Source organism: Bacillus sp. NPDC077027 (genome assembly GCF_050269555.1).
In the GTDB taxonomy this organism is placed as follows: domain Bacteria; phylum Bacillota; class Bacilli; order Bacillales; family Bacillaceae; genus Bacillus.
Window position 1 is genome coordinate 1 of sequence record NZ_JBNNIO010000003.1, and the last position, 15540, is coordinate 15540.

The following is a 15540-nucleotide window of genomic DNA, read 5'->3' on the forward strand; positions in this document are numbered from 1 at the left end:
GCGTGGTGACACGTGGAGCTGACAGATACTAATAGATCGAGGACTTAACCTTTTCTTTTGTGAATATTGAACATTGTTATCTAGTTTTGAGAGAATATTTTCTGAATATCTCTTGATTTATTTTGAATACATAGTATAATATCTTTTGTCACTAAATTGTCTGGTGATGATGGCGAAGAGGTCACACCCGTTCCCATACCGAACACGGAAGTTAAGCTCTTCAGCGCCGATGGTAGTTGGGGGTCTCCCCCTGTGAGAGTAGGACATCGCCAGGCTTCTTCATTCCGCAGTAGCTCAGTGGTAGAGCTATCGGCTGTTAACCGATCGGTCGTAGGTTCGAATCCTACCTGCGGAGCCAATTTGGAGAGCTGTCCGAGTGGCCGAAGGAGCACGATTGGAAATCGTGTAGGCGGTAACCCCGTCTCAAGGGTTCGAATCCCTTGCTCTCCGCCACAAGTTACATAATATATAGGGCCCGTTGGTCAAGCGGTTAAGACACCGCCCTTTCACGGCGGTAACACGGGTTCGAATCCCGTACGGGTCACCAACGTATATCTATATAGCAAAGACCAGCATTTAACATGGAGGATTAGCTCAGCTGGGAGAGCATCTGCCTTACAAGCAGAGGGTCGGCGGTTCGAGCCCGTCATCCTCCACCATATTTTTCACATATTATTATCGCGGGGTGGAGCAGTTCGGTAGCTCGTCGGGCTCATAACCCGAAGGTCGCAGGTTCAAATCCTGCCCCCGCAACCAAAATGGTCCGGTAGTTCAGTTGGTTAGAATGCCTGCCTGTCACGCAGGAGGTCGCGGGTTCGAGTCCCGTCCGGACCGCCATTTTTAAATAAAGATATGGCTCGGTAGCTCAGTTGGTAGAGCAACGGACTGAAAATCCGTGTGTCGGCGGTTCGATTCCGTCCCGAGCCACCACCATATGCCGGTGTAGCTCAATTGGTAGAGCAACTGACTTGTAATCAGTAGGTTGGGGGTTCAAGTCCTCTTGCCGGCACTGTTTTTCTTTATGTGGAGGGGTAGCGAAGTGGCTAAACGCGGCGGACTGTAAATCCGCTCCCTCCGGGTTCGGCGGTTCGAATCCGCCCCCCTCCACCATTTTATTTTCATAGGGGCATAGTTTAAAGGTAGAACAGAGGTCTCCAAAACCTCCGGTGTGGGTTCAATTCCTACTGCCCCTGCCAATTGTATATTTTTCATCGTGGCGGTTGTGGCGAAGTGGTTAACGCACCAGATTGTGGCTCTGGCACTCGTGGGTTCGATTCCCATCAATCGCCCCATTTTATTATTGGGCTATAGCCAAGCGGTAAGGCAACGGACTTTGACTCCGTCATGCGTTGGTTCGAATCCAGCTAGCCCAGTTTTTATATGCGGAAGTAGTTCAGTGGTAGAACACCACCTTGCCAAGGTGGGGGTCGCGGGTTCGAATCCCGTCTTCCGCTCCAATATGGCGGCATAGCCAAGTGGTAAGGCAGAGGTCTGCAAAACCTTTATCCCCGGTTCAAATCCGGGTGTCGCCTTTTGAATAGACTGCCGGGGTGGTGGAATTGGCAGACACACAGGACTTAAAATCCTGCGGTAGGTGACTATCGTGCCGGTTCAAGTCCGGCCCTCGGCACCATTTAATTTATTTTATATGGAAGTAGCGCTCTTTCATGATCATGCCGGTGTGGCGGAATTGGCAGACGCGCACGACTCAAAATCGTGTTCCTCACGGAGTGCCGGTTCGACCCCGGCCACCGGTACCATTTTTTCAGCAATTTAACAGTGAATAATACCGTAATATCAACCGTTTCTCACAGTGTGGGGAACGGTTTTTTTGTGTTTATTTACAATGATTTTATCTAAACTGAACACTTCAAATCGTATGAATAAATCGTTTGTAATGATTGGGGTGAATACTGGTATGACAAGGCGAAATAACGCTTTAACTGAAGCTGAACTTACAATTATAAGAAAAGGTAAGAAATCGTATGTAGAAGGCTTTAAAGATGCTTTTGAACTGTTTGAAAAGGATTGTGATTTACGTAATTTACGACCTTTTACCATTAAATATTACCGGAATGAAATTTCAGCATTTCTTACCCACCTATCTGAACAAGGTATTGATACAAGTATTTTAAAACCAACAAATGTTACAGATGAACATATTAAAGAAAATGTGATTCTGTATATGAGGAACTATAAAGGTGCAAGGATTGTCAGTATAAACACACGCTTACGTGCCTTACGTGCTTTCTTTAACTTCCTTCACAGGGAAAAACACATACCGAAAAATCCAATGGCAAATATTAAGATGCTGAAGGATAGAAAGCGTGTTATTCCCACATTCACAAAGGAACAGCTTAACAAGATGTTTCGACAACCTGACCTGAAAACATTTATTGGTGTTCGTGACTATACCATTATGATGATGTTTTTGGAAACAGGAATACGTGTGAATGAACTGACTGGTTTAACGCTGGCTGATATTCGTTGGGAAGATAACCTTGTCTGTATCAGGAATGCAAAGAGTTACAGGGAACGTTTAGTGCCAATTCAAAAGGAAATGAAGATTCAGCTTAAAAAGTATGTTGCAATACGTGGTTATGTTGAAAGTGACGCACTGTTTGTAAGTATTGATGGCACGTACTTAACAAGGCGGGGGATTCAGAACAGAATTGAAAAGTATGGGGTACTTGCTGGTATAAAGGGTGTGCGTTGCAGCTGTCATACGTTCAGGCACACATTCGCAAAGTTAAGTGTTCAGCAAGGTGCAAATATCTTTGAATTACAAGCCATTCTTGGACATACCAGCATGGAAATTGTTAAGACATACGTAAACCTTTTTGGTACTGATGTACGTGAAAGCCACAAGAAGTTTTCACCGGTTAAGGTACTAGAAAAGCGTGATATTTAAACAAAAGAAAAAGCCACGTGTTCCAGCACGTGACCAAGTAAAACACACACACAAAAGCACAACTGAATACTGAACAGCACCAGCTGTAATTAACCTTCATTTTATCGAAAAAAATATGATGATGCAAGGTGTCTTTAGTAATGCCTTTTTTAAGTAAGATTGCTGGTGGTGTTCACTTGCTGGAATGCCTATTAACAGCAATGTATCAAATAAACTTGACCGGTTAGCGAAGCCAATGCACAAAATTCAGCGTTCCCACGTTAAAACAGTTCCTTATTTCTGTTGTGGGAAGTCAAGTGGCGAACGCACATAATCGGTTCGGGTGGTTGCTTGGGTATTACGGTACGGTAGCAATGGACAAAGAAGAATAAACATCTTCATCACGTAGGACAAGCTTTGCGTGAAAAAAGTTCATTGTGGTTAACACCAGCGTTTAAATAAGGGTTATACATACGGACACCTTGTATTCCTGTACCATTCAGTATAAACAAACGTCTGCTTTTCAGCTTTAAACATTAATTTGTTTATCGCTGAAAGGTAGAAGTTTTCGTTGCCAGCCGTTTTCCTTGAATAACCTACCCATTCAGGCAAAAGAGAAAAGCAAAGTCAACACCATATTTCAGGAAAAATACAGGGATTAGGCAGTAACCTGTCGAAATGATGGCTGAAAGGGGATGATGATAAGTTGGACAGAAGAAAACTTGTATACAGCATCTTAAAGGAACTTCAGGAAGGTAACGAACCGAAACAAACGGATTATGAAATTACCTACGAACAATGGGGAGAAATAGCAGAACTTATACGTGATGAAGGATACGCAAAGGGTGTTTCTATTTTATATGCTGATGATTCAGTTTATTTTGTATCATTATCTTCAGCAAAGATTACTATGAAGGGTATTGAATACCTTGAAGCAAACAGTGCAATGGCAAGGATGTACAAGGGGTTAAAAGAAGCACGTGAATGGATTAAGTTATAACTGAAGGGAACTGTAAAGGTGCAGAATTACCCATGTAACAAGCCTGGCACGTGGAAAAGAAAATAAGTGTTGATTATTTTACAGTTGAATATTAATTTTCAATTGCAATGAGTACATAAAAATCCCCTATACCTTTATCACTGGAATATCAATAATCCAATAATAGAGATACAGGGGAGAATGGTTTCAGAACCAGCACCACACATTAAAACAAGTTCAATACCTTTCTTGGATGCTTTTCTTTGTAATACATAAATGCTTCATAACAATCTTTTCTGCTTCGACCGTTCACAATGCTTTTGATGGTTGCCTTTGATACTGGAAACCTTTCTTCCAACTGGTATGGAAGCATCCCTTCCACTTTGTTCAGGTATAGAATGTGATAAACTTCTTTATCGGTTAGTTTCACGTTGTACATAATAAAAGTTCCTTTCTGTAATCAATTGTATTATTTGATGTGTAGCAGTTCTTCAGGTGTGCCGGTTATACCCTTATTAGTCATTAAGCGAACAGCGGTATCTCTGAAATGAACTATTAATGCCGGATTGGGTGCTTTACTGCTTCTGTACACAACAAACGGATTTACAAGGATATGTGATACAAAGGCATTTTGTTGTATGGTGAACACTGGTAAATCTTTCAGCATCACTTTGAACAGCTTCTTCTTTAAATCATTAGAACGGCTGAAACCAAACATTTCAGCAAGTTCATTTACTGTAAGTGGTTCACAAGTATTTAAATCATTTTCAGGATGCTTACAAAGAATATTTGCTTCAGGGTGGATATACGGCATCACCATGAAAAGCGTGTAAAGGTTGTTCGGTGTATGTACTGCTTTGCCTTTATCATTCTTTTCTTTGTACAGTTCCCTTACTTGCTTATCAAACGTTTTGACAAGATTCTTTTCTTTTTGTGCTGAAGATGAAGGTTTTCCTTTAAAGTGATATTTGCTATTCCACTTCAAGTAAATCGTGCTTTTACCTTCAATTTCTTCTGAAAGGATGCCGGTTTCAACAAGTTTGTTATAGAAGGTGAAAAACTCTTTCTTGTTCTTAATTTCAAGCAATTCTTGAAGCCTGTTCTTTAAGATGAAGTTACCGTTATCATGTCGTAAATAGCTTCCTTGTTCCTGATAAGTCACGTAAGTTCCGAGAAACATAATTCTTGTTTTTTCAGCTGGTGTGAAACGCTGGTCTAGGTTCAGTTCTTTTATTGTGCTGGATAATGTGAAGGTAAATCTTCCAGCCAGTTCTTCAAACAATTCTTTGTTTTCTTTGCCACGTAAGTACGCTTTCTTATTCACTTCTTTTTCCTTGCTGATAATGGTGTATTGTTCAGGATTAGTAATGAATAAGCCTTCTAATTTCTCACCAGTTTCATAATTTATTACACCGCTTGTAATCATTTCAATTGTCATATGTATCATCCTTTTCAAGTTAAGTATCAGAAAGGAATGGTTGCAGTTTTTCGCAGCTATCACTTTTCTGTACTTATAGGTGCTTAAAAAGGGGATAAAGTAAGACGTTGTTTCTCGAAAAAGTAAAATGTCATGTTATATGTCATGGTTCTTCTTGCAGAAAATGCACCGAAATCTACCCTGAAAATAAGCAAACCAACTTGAAAAATGTCATGTTTGTGGTAGATTTTACCCTTAAACAGCCAAATTTGCGGTAGGTTTTACCCTTTTAAAAAACGATGAAACCCTTGTGGCTGTAAGGGTAAAGGCACTTTTTGTTGATTCTGTCCTTCTATTCTTATTGTGTCTTAAAGAATCTCTGAACAAGAAGTAATAGATGAAAGATAAAAGAAATTGCTTCACTTCGTTACGCAAGGGAAGGAAAACCACCTTCCCCATATTAGATAAAACCATTAATACTTTGTTTATTATTCTGAACAATAAAGAAGTATTGCCGGTTCTTCTTCCTTCAGGATTAACAAAGATATTGATTGGTTTATTTTTTAAGGCTTGGAAGGTGGTGCTTTTCCACCTTTCAAGAATGTTTTTATCTTTTAATTTCTTTGCACTGTTGATATGAAAGCACTGTTGATAAATAATGGAAATATACAGATGGGAGAAATGGGGAAGAAGAATGAAAAAGGATATATTATATGACCTTACATCATTGCATAGTGCGATAGATTCACTTGGAGAATACCTGAATTTAACTGAAAGGCAAATTGGTACATATCTTGCACAAAACAAAGATTCATACTATGTTGCGGATTTACAGGACTATTATTTAATTGATGATGTATTGCTGGAAAGTGATATTAGTTTGGTGTCTTTACACGTAACAACCAATACTGATGAATGTGAAGCAATTAAAAAGCATGGGTTACTGAACTTACAGCAAACGATAATGAATGATACACCGCTGGGGAACTACTTGAAGAATGAAGGTGTGCTTTTTGATATTGAAAATAAGCAAATACAGTACAAAGATAAACTTTACAGTATCAATAAAGAACACACTGGTATAAAGGATTCTGATAAGGATTTTGTACCGTACAAACTATATGACGATTACCAAGTGAACTCATTTCTTTCATACGGTAATGTGCTTGAATACGGTGTTCAAAATATGCCTGAATTTCTTCACAATTTATCAGATTTTTTAGGTTCAAATGATATTGGTTTCAATTGGAGAAAGCAAGAAAACAAAAAGTGTTACGTTGTTAAGTTCAAAACTGCATTATCGAATTGTGCAAATGATACGTTCTTTACAGGTGATGCCGGTTCAATAAGTAAGAATGAATTTGAATACCTTGAAGGTGAAGAACTGGAACTGCTTAAAAGAAAGTGGCTGGTATATCAATCATTATCAATAATCAGCAATTCGATTTTTTCTGATATAACAAAAGAATTGTATTGTCCATTGAAATTTGATGTTACAGTGCCATATACGGATATATTGAAGATATATACAGCTTCAGAATACCTTGAAGAATATAAGATTAAGCGTTGAAACTGGTGCATTACGTGCCTGTTTTTTGTATATGCAAAAGAAAAAGAACCAGTGTTTTTTTTACAACACTAGTTCAAGTGATTCCACTTCAATAAATGGAATGTATTCTTCTGTTTGATAGTTTTCAGTAATCCAAAATCCATGTTCTTCAATTTCAGTAATTTCACCTGAATAGTGAGTTCCGGCATATACCTTTACTTTGTAACCTTCTTGAATATTAATGTTCAACTTTTGCTTCATTTGTCATCACGCTTCTTCAGGTATCGGTGTAAAGTCATACGTGAAACACCAACTTCTTCAGATGCTTGTTTAATGTTCATTTCACCAGTATCTATTAAGTTTAAAGCATACTTGATTTTACTTTCACTGGTTGCAGTTCTTCCAATCTGTTTACCCTTCTTTTTGGCAATCTCCAAACCTTCCTTTGTTCGTTCTGAAATAAGGTCACGTTCAAACTGTGCCAAACCTGAAAACATTGTAAACATAAGCTTTCCATGCGGTGTGGTGGTATCCAACCAGCTTTCTTTAAGTGATTTTAGATTTACACCTTTTTCTTCAAACAGTGTCACCAGTTCAATCAAATCTTTTGTACTTCTTGATAACCGTGTAAGGTCAGTAATAATTACCGTGTCACCGGTTCGTAACTGTTCCAGCATCTTATTTAATTGTGGTCTGTCCTTTTTAGTACCGGTTATCTTCTCAAAGAATACCTTTTCAGCACCAGCTTCAAGAAGTGCCTGTTCTTGTCTATCAAGTCGTTGTTCTTCCGTACTCACTCGCATATAAGCAAATATCATTATGTACCATTCCCTTTAATTAAGTATCTGTTATAAGTGTAACAAAAAGGGTTATTAGTGTAAAGTGTTACATATTGATTTTGTTACATACTTTTGTTACACGTTAAATAGCGTAATATCAAGGAACTGAAGTATGAAGCTTTGATGTAACTTAAACGAACGATAATGTTACACGTTGCATGTTACCTGAAGAATGCTGAACCATTGAAAGGCAAGCATACAAAGCTTACTATTCAGTTTGTATTGCGTTTGTTGTACCGTTTAATATAACCATTCAGGAATAGAACTGTTTGATTGTGAAGCATTCAGTGGCTTCTGAATACATAAGGATACCCCACCACACGGGGGGATGGGGGTAGGCGGTTCATTTAGTTACCGTTTCAACAATACATACCATATTTTTAGTGCTGTATCTTTTCAGGTATCTTCTTTTCGATTCTATCCAATCGTTCATTCACTTCAGCAAATTCTTTATTCATTGTCTGTCGAAATTCCTTCATCTTCTCATACATTGAATTTAACTTTTCATATACATCTTTCATTTCTTTTTCTTTACTCATTAATTTCCTCCACCTGTGTATCTAATATCTGTTTCATCAGCATCAATGAAAACTTGAAACCATCTTTTTCTGAAAGAATTGTATGTAAGTAGATTTTGGCATCACCTGAATATGTTTCAGGGAAGTTAATACTTAAGTATGTCATTTGTTTTTTATCAGGTTCCCAAAACCTATATTTTACTTCTGTTCTTCCAGCATACTTTGTAAGGAACTTATCAATCGTTAATCCGGGTTTGTTCCAGTTTACAATGGATTTACTAACCCAAACATTATTCCAGCTTTCAAAGTAAGGAAAGTGTGCAAGAACATTTCTGATGAACTTGAACAAATCACTTCCAATTTCCGCTTCCATTGGTGGTCTTTGTTTTTTAATTGCTTCAATTACCCATTTCAACGGTTCGTAATTGAGTAGTTCAGCATAGATTGAAAACGCTGTGTTTATCTTTGAGAAACGATACAAAGCATCTTTTTGCCAAAAGTCATCAGTAACTGCTTCTTCGTATACATCATAAAACTTGTTATACGACATGTTTAAAAATTGTGTTTCAGCTTTGGTTGGTCTTAATACAGAACCTTCCAAAAAAATCCCCCCTTACAAAAAATTCCTTACCTTAATTATGTCTTACTTTAGGTACATTTCAAGTACCTAATATATGAAGAAATCATTGGGTGCTGGTTTAACCGGCATCCTTTTTCTTTACTTTAAAATGAATAAATTATTCACGAATATACGGGGTGAAAGAAAATGAACAAAGACTTGATTAAACATTTACGAAGTATTACCAATCTATCACAAGCAGAACTTGCTGAACGTGTTGGTGTGCATCAAACAATTATCAGCAGAGTTGAAAGTGGTTCAATACCACTTCAATCAAAAACAGAAAAAGCACTGCTGCGTGTGTTTGGTGATGAAGGAATCAGTGGACAAGATATTGTTTTATTACATTCAATATTTGAAAGTCGCAAGATGAAACAAATCAAAAAGGATGGAAGATTTTAATGAAGATGAAAGCTGAAGAAATTAAATCACATGAAAACGTGATGCAGGACTTACAGTATATAGAAAAAAGCTTGCTGGATGATTCATACAAAGAAAAATTACCCATCCTTACTGTACTGTTGTCTGAAGTTTATGCTTCTGTAAAAGCATTTGATGTTGAGTACAAAGTGCCGGTATCAGTTCACCGAGAACACTTACAGACATTCATCAACCTAGCAACACAAGAAAAGTACAGATTGCTTTCAGACTTACAAGAATTAAACTGCGAACTTCACAAGAAAAATACAAACCGTTCTTTGCAGTTGGTGAAGCATATGCTTGATTCTGACTTGTACAAAGAACGTGTACAAGAATCACTTGATATGTTCATTCCAAGTTCACCTGTACGTTATGGAAGCATTACAGAAATGATTTATTCAAGATAAAAGGGGATGTTTTAACATGAGTGAACAGAAACAAATACCAGTACCTTCAGGCATCACTGAAGAACAAGCAAGACTTGCAAAACTATATGTCATGGAACGGCATCAATCAGGTATAAGTGTGGGTGATTTTTGCAGTAAACACGGTATATCCACCGCCACATGGTACGGTGAAAGCTATATGAAAAATCAGGTGTTTGAAAGCTATTTAACTGCACTTGGTGGAACAGTGGTAAGTGCTGATGAACAAGAAGCTTATCAGATTGTAAAGCAAAAGATAATGCAGATGGCAACAAAGCAAAGTGCTGGTGTAAAAGAGATTCAGTTGTTCCTTGAAAACTTTTCACACGTTGTTGAAGCAGATAAGCAATCAAGAATGAAGGAACTTGGTATTGTTCCTGAACACGAAAAGGGACAGTTTAAAACAGTTGAAGAACGTAAGGCATCACTGCTTGCACGTTTAAAAGGGTAATGGGGGATATGGCACATGAATAGTTATCAATTAATTTCAGCCGGTTATGAAGCTGAACGGCAGAAACAACAAGCAATTAAGCAAGCTGATATAACGAACCAGCAAGAAAAAGAAGATATGCAGAAGGAACAAGAAGCTGAAGGACATACAAACACACCTGAAGTTTCTGAAATGCCTTTAGAAGAACAAGTAAAGCTTCTATCACTGGCAATGCTTGAATTAACAGAAAAACTTAATGGAAAAGGGATGGAATAATATTATGAAACTATTGAACAAACTTGAAGGACTATTTGCAAAGGTTGATAAAACTGAAGAATCTTATCAGAAGGCACTTGAACAGAAGGAAGAACAGCTTCTTCAACTGCAAGTGGAACTGAAGGATAAAGAAGCAACGTACCGTGATTTACACAAGCTGGCTATGCTTGGACAAGTTTCAGAGAAAACATTTGAAGCTGAAAAGCAGAAGTTTGAACAGTTGAAGCAAAAGGTTGCAGAAGCACACAAAGAAGTACAGCTAATTCAGGAATATAAAACTGAAGATGTCCATTCCATTCTTGCAGAACTAGAATCTGAACGTGGGGAATACGGCAAAGAAAAACAGGAAGAAATTCGTGCAATTGAAAAGGAACTTCTTGAAGCAAAGCTGGCTTATCTTTCAAAGATGGTTGAAGCAAAGGCAAAATATGATGCAATTACATCACCACAAAGAAAACTGGATGCACTGAAGATAAAGCTTGGTATGAAACAAACAAGTTACGTATCAGATGCTTATGAAGCATTGAACCTTGTTTCAGTTGGTAATGGTGGTCATATCAGCCTGTTGCCTGAACGTAAAGAACTTTTTAGCATACGGAAGGAAGCCGGAACAGCTTGAACGCTTTGTAAAAGGTAACAAGTAATATGGCTTTCTTGCTTGGTGTGTTCTTTGTATTTGCAATCGGTTTATTCGATATGTACGTTGTAAATTGAATATTATTTTTCAAACCCTTATTGTAATCCTTCATTGTTCCGTAACAGGAATGGTGAAGGTTTTTTTTTTGTTTGTCAGGAATAAGTTAAAAAAGAGTTAAAAAAAAGTAGATGGGGGTTGTGGTTTGTGAGTAAATTTTATACAGGCTTTAGTAAAAAGATTAATAGTGATGAACGTAACAAATTCTTGTCCGAAAGCGAAGAACGACTTCAAACGAATTTTACTATATTCAATTTCAGGTATAGAATTGATAATGAAAATTATAATGCAATCCGCCACATTGTCAAAACTATTAAAAAAGGTAATTCCAATAGATTAAGTGAAGAAAAAGTTCAGGCTGTTATTAATTTTTTTCATGAAACAATGCATATTAAAGAAAACCCAAGCTTATCGGGTGATGATTTAGTGACTTACATGTATCAACTTTCAAACGAATATTATAATCAGAACTATGAAAACTTCGTACAAGAAATTAGAAGTAAATCCAGCACTTCTGAACAGGTTACTAAACAGAGTATTAAAAACAGTGAACCTGAAAAGAAGTCAAGTCTTGTATCAAAGTATCAAAGGAACATTACCGTGGCTGAAAAGGGATTAATAACGGCAAATTATTTGTGTGAAGTTGACAGCAATCATATGTTTTTCACTTCCGCAACAACTGGTAAAAATTACGTAGAAGCACATCATCTTGTTCCATTAAGTTTACAGAAACAGTTCAAGTGCAATCTTGATGTGTTGGAAAACATATCGTGCTTATGTGTGGTTTGCCATAAAAAAATACATCATTCAATCTTTGAAGAAAAGGTTCATATACTTACTGACCTTTTCAGGCAACGTGAAGAAGGGTTCAATAAAATTGGATTGAATATTGATTTAAATTCATTTCTTACAATATATAAAAGTGAACTTATTGCTGATAATTAATCTTCAAACCCTTCATTATTCTTGTATTGGAAAGGTAAGTGTGTATAAGCACCATATGAGAAGTGAAAGGTATGTAGGTACGTCAGGACAAAAGTAAATGCAACACAATCATCACCAGCAACACGTGTTTATTATTATCTTGCAGAAAGTAACGCAAACAAGTATAATAACCATATTCAGTAATCGTATGAAGTGTTCAGTAACCACCACAATTTACTGTTGAATAAACGTTAATAACTCGGTATCTCACCGTTATATACTGAAAAAATGAATTTGAAACTCGACTCAAAATCGTGTTCCTCACGGAGTGCCGGTTCGACCCCGGCCACCGGTATCAAATATAAGGTGAGAACCCTTCTAAATCAAGACTTTCAACAGTTCATGTTGGAGGTCTTTTTTTGTTGTCTTTAACACGACCGAAATTAGCTATAATCAGATAATAACATGGCAAGAAGAGGTCAACTTACTTCACAATTGACAGGAAGCAAAGTTGATGATGTAAAAGAAAGCAGACTTATTATCAGAAAAAAGAAAAATATTATATTGAGATAACAAATTAGGAATTCAGTATATTAATTTTTGTTTCAGATAATGGAACAATATATGCAAATTAGAATGCTACTCTCCCTCTTCAGAGGAAACATTTACTGAAGGAATTTGAAAATCATTATAAATATGATGAGAAAACGACAGAACCGACTCTGTCGTTATTTATCTAGCATTCCCAAATACGCTCTATTTCCACATGGTCAGCGCTGTGGTATTTCAAAACATACACATCTGGATTGCTAAAATTTTGCCATTCTGTGAAGCCTATTGCTGAATCAAAATGTTTAAGAAGCAAGCTCATGATATTGCCATGTGTGACAAAGAGGATGTGATCTTCATCTGAGTTCATTCGTTCATTAAGTGCTTGTACAATGCGATACATGGCCTCTTGGCTTGATTCACCGCCTTCAAAGACGATATTCATATCAGAAAAACTAAGTTTTAGTTTTTCATACCAATCATCAAGTAGTTTGCTGCTTAACACACGTTCAGAGAGACGGGCGTCGATGTCAACCTTGAGTCGTTTTGCATGGGCAAGTAGCTCAATGGATTGTATTGCCCGTTTATAGGGACTTGAAATAATATGTTTTCATTTGATACGCCTTTCTTTAATTAAGTAGAGTATAAAAAAATCATCCAGTATTGGATGAGGATTGATAAGATTCTAGGTGGATTTGTTCGTATCTATTTCTTTGTAGGGATCTGTGAGTTTGGAAGTAAGGTCTAAATTGAATAAAAAATCATCTATGGTGTCTGTGCCAAATGGAAGTGTGGAAAAGTGAATAGGGATGCTAGATTCTTGTTGTTCTATAGGGTTTGGTTGTTTGTTCTGTTTCTTTCTCCAGCTCTTAGACAAACACATGGGAGGCCTCCTTTTATAAGCAAAAGATGGATTTATACATAATATACGAGTAAAGTTGTCCAGGCGTCAATTTTTTTCTTGAAACATGTTTATCTTATTTTCATGTCCACAGCATTTGTTAGCTAGTTGCCTTTGCTTATACGATCTTATCACCATCAAGTAAAGCTTACTTGCTATAACGAGATGGATGCCACTGCCTATCTAGGGCAACAGTTTGAAAAATAAAAACGTTTATAAAAGAGTAGTAATATGTGTGATTTTTATTTAAGTCTCATCAGTCATTTGATAGAAGATTCGTATAACCAAAAAGAGCCGCATCATAGGCAAGCTCTTTTTGGGATATTAAATGGCACGCAGTACTTTATTTAACTTTCTTTCACATTTTGTGTTGTAATGTTTTTTATGAAGTTTTTCGATGTTGAATTTTCCAATCACTTGACGAACATCTTTATGATGAATAATAAGCTCCCGATTATGTTTATTATTTAACAAGTTTTGAAACCAAACATATTTTTTGAGATGTTTTGCATTTCTTGATATATCTTCTTCATCTACTTGTAAAAAAGGCATGTACATAACAAGACTTAGCATATCTAAAATGAATCCCATTTTATCTACTCCTTTCATATATTTTCTATTATTAGTAACGCTTGATATGATAAAAGGTTTCATTTATTTGGAAATCCTATCATAAAATGGGGTTTTTCCTCTAAGACGATTTGCAGGTTAAATACGACTAGCTCATGATGGGGAGGAGATTGAATATAGGCACCATATCCGCCGATTTTTGTGAATGAATCATTTGAATAATGTTGAAAGAAGTAATTTGTCGCTTCTTCGTTTTCATTTACTTCTGATAGATCTGCAAGGCTTCCTCCCAATGTAACCCCCCCAGCTTACGAATTTAGCCTGCGATGTTTGCAGATTCAAACGAACCGTTTATATGTCCCCTGACTATGATGATATGTCCCCAAAATAAATCACCGTCATGATAGAGTGCTTCAAATTCTCCATTTGGATAGGTCTGGAGGCTTTCAAGCGTGATACGACTCATAAATAGGTCATATGTGATATCTTCGTCATTTAGCTCTGTATCGTTGTGTTCATTCCATTCATTTGCTTGTGCTAAGAGATCTTTTGCTGCGAATGATTTCATGGTAGCGTCCCATTTGTCTTGATCTTGCACGAGCTGTCTAGCAGTTTGGAGACAATCGTTTATTTCTTCATCTTCTCCAAGGTTGAAGTAAAGAAGGCTTTCTTGGTTTCCCCATTTGACGTTTGTTTCAAATAAATCAATTCCTTTGACTAATTTGAATGCCCCAAGCTTGTCATCATGATAATAGATTGGTTTTTGTGCTTCTTCTAAAAGGGTCTGTAGCTCATCATCTTGTGTGTCGTTATCAATGATAGACATCAGTATCATCTCGTGTTCACCTTTTCGTACAAGTAGTTTAACGATGGATTCTTGATGTAATTGCGCTTGTTTTTCTCTTAAACCGTAATCATCTGTTAACCAGCAAAGCCTGATCTTGTCAGTCATGACTTGGTCTGTGTCTTTTTCTTTCCATTCAATGATTGGAATGGAAGCGGTCCAAAGCGGTTCGCTTCCCGCTTTGCCTGCGCCTACTCCGGAGAGACCTGTGACGGCAACGATTTCAATGGGTTCTTCTGAAAATCTCTCTTCAAATTTGTTGATTTGTTGTTCTTTTTTCATGTGAATGCCCCCTTAATGACATATTTGTTGTGATAGAACAGCATCACCGATGTTTGAGGCTAATATAAAAACAAATGTATATACTTGTTTAAAACTATTTTTGAGATTTATTTGAAAGAGAGTGGAGATACATGACTGAGCGGATATTGAATCACAATAAATCAAGAAGGGAAAAGCTTAAATATCATTTGAATCGAATTTTGTATCAATTTGAATAAATAAGTCGAAAAACCTAGGTTATTCTTCCTTATCTTTATAATTACTTTGACATGCTTAGATGAAAAAAGTAAAGTAATATTGAACGTTTTTACAAAATCTCAAAAAATGAATGAATTTTAAAGTTAGTGTGAACAGTTTGTAAATGGGCATTTTTCCTTTTATTTACTCTAAATTTTTTTGAAACTATTTCTGGTG

Annotated in this window: 19 protein-coding genes, 16 tRNA genes and 1 rRNA gene; 26 read left to right on the plus strand and 10 right to left on the minus strand. The window is 36.9% G+C overall.

Annotated features, from left to right (window positions below):
* Nucleotides 1–159: 159 nt before the first annotated feature.
* The 19 genes from rrf to ACQKEZ_RS10450 all read left to right on the plus strand — a co-directional run bounded on the left by rrf (nt 160) and on the right by ACQKEZ_RS10450 (nt 3890).
* Nucleotides 160–275 (plus strand): 5S ribosomal RNA (rrf, locus tag ACQKEZ_RS10360).
* An 8-nt stretch (nt 276–283) separates the two neighbouring features.
* Nucleotides 284–358, plus strand: a tRNA-Asn gene (locus tag ACQKEZ_RS10365).
* A 4-nt stretch (nt 359–362) separates the two neighbouring features.
* Nucleotides 363–453: transfer RNA gene (locus ACQKEZ_RS10370), tRNA-Ser, on the plus strand.
* 19 nt (nt 454–472) lie between these two features.
* Nucleotides 473–547: transfer RNA gene (locus tag ACQKEZ_RS10375), tRNA-Glu, on the plus strand.
* A 36-nt stretch (nt 548–583) separates the two neighbouring features.
* Nucleotides 584–659 (plus strand) — tRNA-Val (locus ACQKEZ_RS10380).
* Between the two features lie 20 nt (nt 660–679).
* Nucleotides 680–756, plus strand: a tRNA-Met gene (locus ACQKEZ_RS10385).
* 4 nt (nt 757–760) lie between these two features.
* Nucleotides 761–837, plus strand: a tRNA-Asp gene (locus ACQKEZ_RS10390).
* Nucleotides 838–854: 17 nt separating this feature from the next.
* A tRNA-Phe gene (locus ACQKEZ_RS10395) sits at nt 855–930 on the plus strand.
* Between the two features lie 6 nt (nt 931–936).
* Nucleotides 937–1009 (plus strand) — tRNA-Thr (locus ACQKEZ_RS10400).
* Between the two features lie 16 nt (nt 1010–1025).
* A tRNA-Tyr gene (locus tag ACQKEZ_RS10405) sits at nt 1026–1110 on the plus strand.
* A gap of 12 nt (nt 1111–1122) precedes the next feature.
* A tRNA-Trp gene (locus ACQKEZ_RS10410) sits at nt 1123–1196 on the plus strand.
* A 20-nt stretch (nt 1197–1216) separates the two neighbouring features.
* Nucleotides 1217–1292, plus strand: a tRNA-His gene (locus ACQKEZ_RS10415).
* 9 nt (nt 1293–1301) lie between these two features.
* A tRNA-Gln gene (locus ACQKEZ_RS10420) sits at nt 1302–1373 on the plus strand.
* A 9-nt stretch (nt 1374–1382) separates the two neighbouring features.
* Nucleotides 1383–1457 (plus strand) — tRNA-Gly (locus ACQKEZ_RS10425).
* 4 nt (nt 1458–1461) lie between these two features.
* Nucleotides 1462–1532: transfer RNA gene (locus tag ACQKEZ_RS10430), tRNA-Cys, on the plus strand.
* Between the two features lie 12 nt (nt 1533–1544).
* Nucleotides 1545–1633: transfer RNA gene (locus ACQKEZ_RS10435), tRNA-Leu, on the plus strand.
* Nucleotides 1634–1675: 42 nt separating this feature from the next.
* Nucleotides 1676–1760, plus strand: a tRNA-Leu gene (locus ACQKEZ_RS10440).
* A 158-nt stretch (nt 1761–1918) separates the two neighbouring features.
* Nucleotides 1919–2911, plus strand: a complete 993-nt coding sequence (locus ACQKEZ_RS10445; protein ID WP_427301883.1) for a tyrosine-type recombinase/integrase — start codon at nt 1919–1921, stop codon at nt 2909–2911.
* Nucleotides 2912–3596: 685 nt separating this feature from the next.
* The gene (locus ACQKEZ_RS10450; RefSeq protein WP_427300579.1) at nt 3597–3890 is read left to right on the plus strand and encodes a YjcQ family protein; all 294 of its coding nucleotides are present in this window, start codon (nt 3597–3599) and stop codon (nt 3888–3890) included.
* 205 nt (nt 3891–4095) lie between these two features.
* Here the strand turns inward: ACQKEZ_RS10450 and ACQKEZ_RS10455 are convergent, their stop codons facing one another.
* Together ACQKEZ_RS10455 and ACQKEZ_RS10460 are read right to left on the minus strand one after the other, a co-directional pair.
* Nucleotides 4096–4308, minus strand: coding sequence for a hypothetical protein (locus ACQKEZ_RS10455; RefSeq protein WP_427300581.1), 213 nt, complete (start codon nt 4306–4308; stop codon nt 4096–4098).
* Nucleotides 4309–4338: 30 nt separating this feature from the next.
* Nucleotides 4339–5307, minus strand: coding sequence for a hypothetical protein (locus ACQKEZ_RS10460; protein WP_427300583.1), 969 nt, complete (start codon nt 5305–5307; stop codon nt 4339–4341).
* Between the two features lie 673 nt (nt 5308–5980).
* Between ACQKEZ_RS10460 and ACQKEZ_RS10465 the strand changes: the two genes are divergently transcribed.
* A complete protein-coding gene (locus ACQKEZ_RS10465) occupies nt 5981–6856 on the plus strand; it encodes a hypothetical protein (RefSeq protein WP_427300585.1) in 876 nt (291 codons plus the stop codon).
* A gap of 60 nt (nt 6857–6916) precedes the next feature.
* Here the strand turns inward: ACQKEZ_RS10465 and ACQKEZ_RS10470 are convergent, their stop codons facing one another.
* From ACQKEZ_RS10470 to ACQKEZ_RS10485, 4 genes are all read right to left on the minus strand, one after another.
* Nucleotides 6917–7096 (minus strand): hypothetical protein, encoded by a 180-nt coding sequence (locus ACQKEZ_RS10470; protein WP_427300586.1) that lies wholly within the window; start codon nt 7094–7096, stop codon nt 6917–6919.
* Nucleotides 7093–7653 carry a recombinase family protein gene (locus ACQKEZ_RS10475; protein WP_427300588.1) on the minus strand — a complete coding sequence of 187 codons (561 nt, stop codon included), beginning with the start codon at nt 7651–7653 and terminating at the stop codon, nt 7093–7095. The genes ACQKEZ_RS10470 and ACQKEZ_RS10475 overlap by 4 nt, the downstream gene beginning before the upstream one ends.
* A 401-nt stretch (nt 7654–8054) precedes the next feature.
* Nucleotides 8055–8213: a hypothetical protein gene (locus tag ACQKEZ_RS10480; RefSeq protein ID WP_427300590.1), complete on the minus strand. Its 159-nt coding sequence runs from the start codon at nt 8211–8213 to the stop codon at nt 8055–8057.
* Nucleotides 8206–8793 (minus strand): hypothetical protein, encoded by a 588-nt coding sequence (locus ACQKEZ_RS10485; protein ID WP_427300592.1) that lies wholly within the window; start codon nt 8791–8793, stop codon nt 8206–8208. Before ACQKEZ_RS10485 ends, ACQKEZ_RS10480 begins: the two co-directional genes overlap by 8 nt.
* A gap of 165 nt (nt 8794–8958) precedes the next feature.
* Between ACQKEZ_RS10485 and ACQKEZ_RS10490 the strand changes: the two genes are divergently transcribed.
* From ACQKEZ_RS10490 to ACQKEZ_RS10515, 6 genes are all read left to right on the plus strand, one after another.
* Complete coding sequence (locus ACQKEZ_RS10490) at nt 8959–9213, plus strand: helix-turn-helix domain-containing protein (protein WP_427300594.1); 255 nt, start codon at nt 8959–8961, stop codon at nt 9211–9213.
* Nucleotides 9213–9638 (plus strand): hypothetical protein, encoded by a 426-nt coding sequence (locus ACQKEZ_RS10495; RefSeq protein WP_427300595.1) that lies wholly within the window; start codon nt 9213–9215, stop codon nt 9636–9638. The genes ACQKEZ_RS10490 and ACQKEZ_RS10495 overlap by 1 nt, the downstream gene beginning before the upstream one ends.
* Before the next feature lie 16 nt (nt 9639–9654).
* A complete protein-coding gene (locus ACQKEZ_RS10500) occupies nt 9655–10107 on the plus strand; it encodes a phBC6A51 family helix-turn-helix protein (protein ID WP_427300596.1) in 453 nt (150 codons plus the stop codon).
* 15 nt (nt 10108–10122) lie between these two features.
* Complete coding sequence (locus tag ACQKEZ_RS10505) at nt 10123–10362, plus strand: hypothetical protein (RefSeq protein WP_427300598.1); 240 nt, start codon at nt 10123–10125, stop codon at nt 10360–10362.
* Nucleotides 10363–10366: 4 nt separating this feature from the next.
* Nucleotides 10367–10981 carry a hypothetical protein gene (locus ACQKEZ_RS10510; protein ID WP_427300599.1) on the plus strand — a complete coding sequence of 205 codons (615 nt, stop codon included), beginning with the start codon at nt 10367–10369 and terminating at the stop codon, nt 10979–10981.
* Nucleotides 10982–11203: 222 nt separating this feature from the next.
* Nucleotides 11204–12001: an HNH endonuclease gene (locus tag ACQKEZ_RS10515; RefSeq protein WP_427300601.1), complete on the plus strand. Its 798-nt coding sequence runs from the start codon at nt 11204–11206 to the stop codon at nt 11999–12001.
* A 715-nt stretch (nt 12002–12716) separates the two neighbouring features.
* Here the strand turns inward: ACQKEZ_RS10515 and ACQKEZ_RS10520 are convergent.
* The 4 genes from ACQKEZ_RS10520 to ACQKEZ_RS10535 form a co-directional block, all read right to left on the minus strand.
* Nucleotides 12717–13133, minus strand: coding sequence for a histidine phosphatase family protein (locus ACQKEZ_RS10520; RefSeq protein ID WP_427301885.1), 417 nt, complete (start codon nt 13131–13133; stop codon nt 12717–12719).
* 621 nt (nt 13134–13754) lie between these two features.
* The gene (locus tag ACQKEZ_RS10525) at nt 13755–14084 is read right to left on the minus strand and encodes a hypothetical protein (RefSeq protein ID WP_427300603.1); all 330 of its coding nucleotides are present in this window, start codon (nt 14082–14084) and stop codon (nt 13755–13757) included.
* A complete protein-coding gene (locus ACQKEZ_RS10530) occupies nt 14081–14293 on the minus strand; it encodes a hypothetical protein (RefSeq protein WP_427300605.1) in 213 nt (70 codons plus the stop codon). Before ACQKEZ_RS10530 ends, ACQKEZ_RS10525 begins: the two co-directional genes overlap by 4 nt.
* Nucleotides 14294–14316: 23 nt before the next feature.
* On the minus strand, nt 14317–15126 hold the full coding sequence (locus tag ACQKEZ_RS10535) for a DUF2262 domain-containing protein (RefSeq protein ID WP_427300607.1): 810 nt from the start codon (nt 15124–15126) through the stop codon (nt 14317–14319).
* Nucleotides 15127–15540 lie beyond the last annotated feature (414 nt).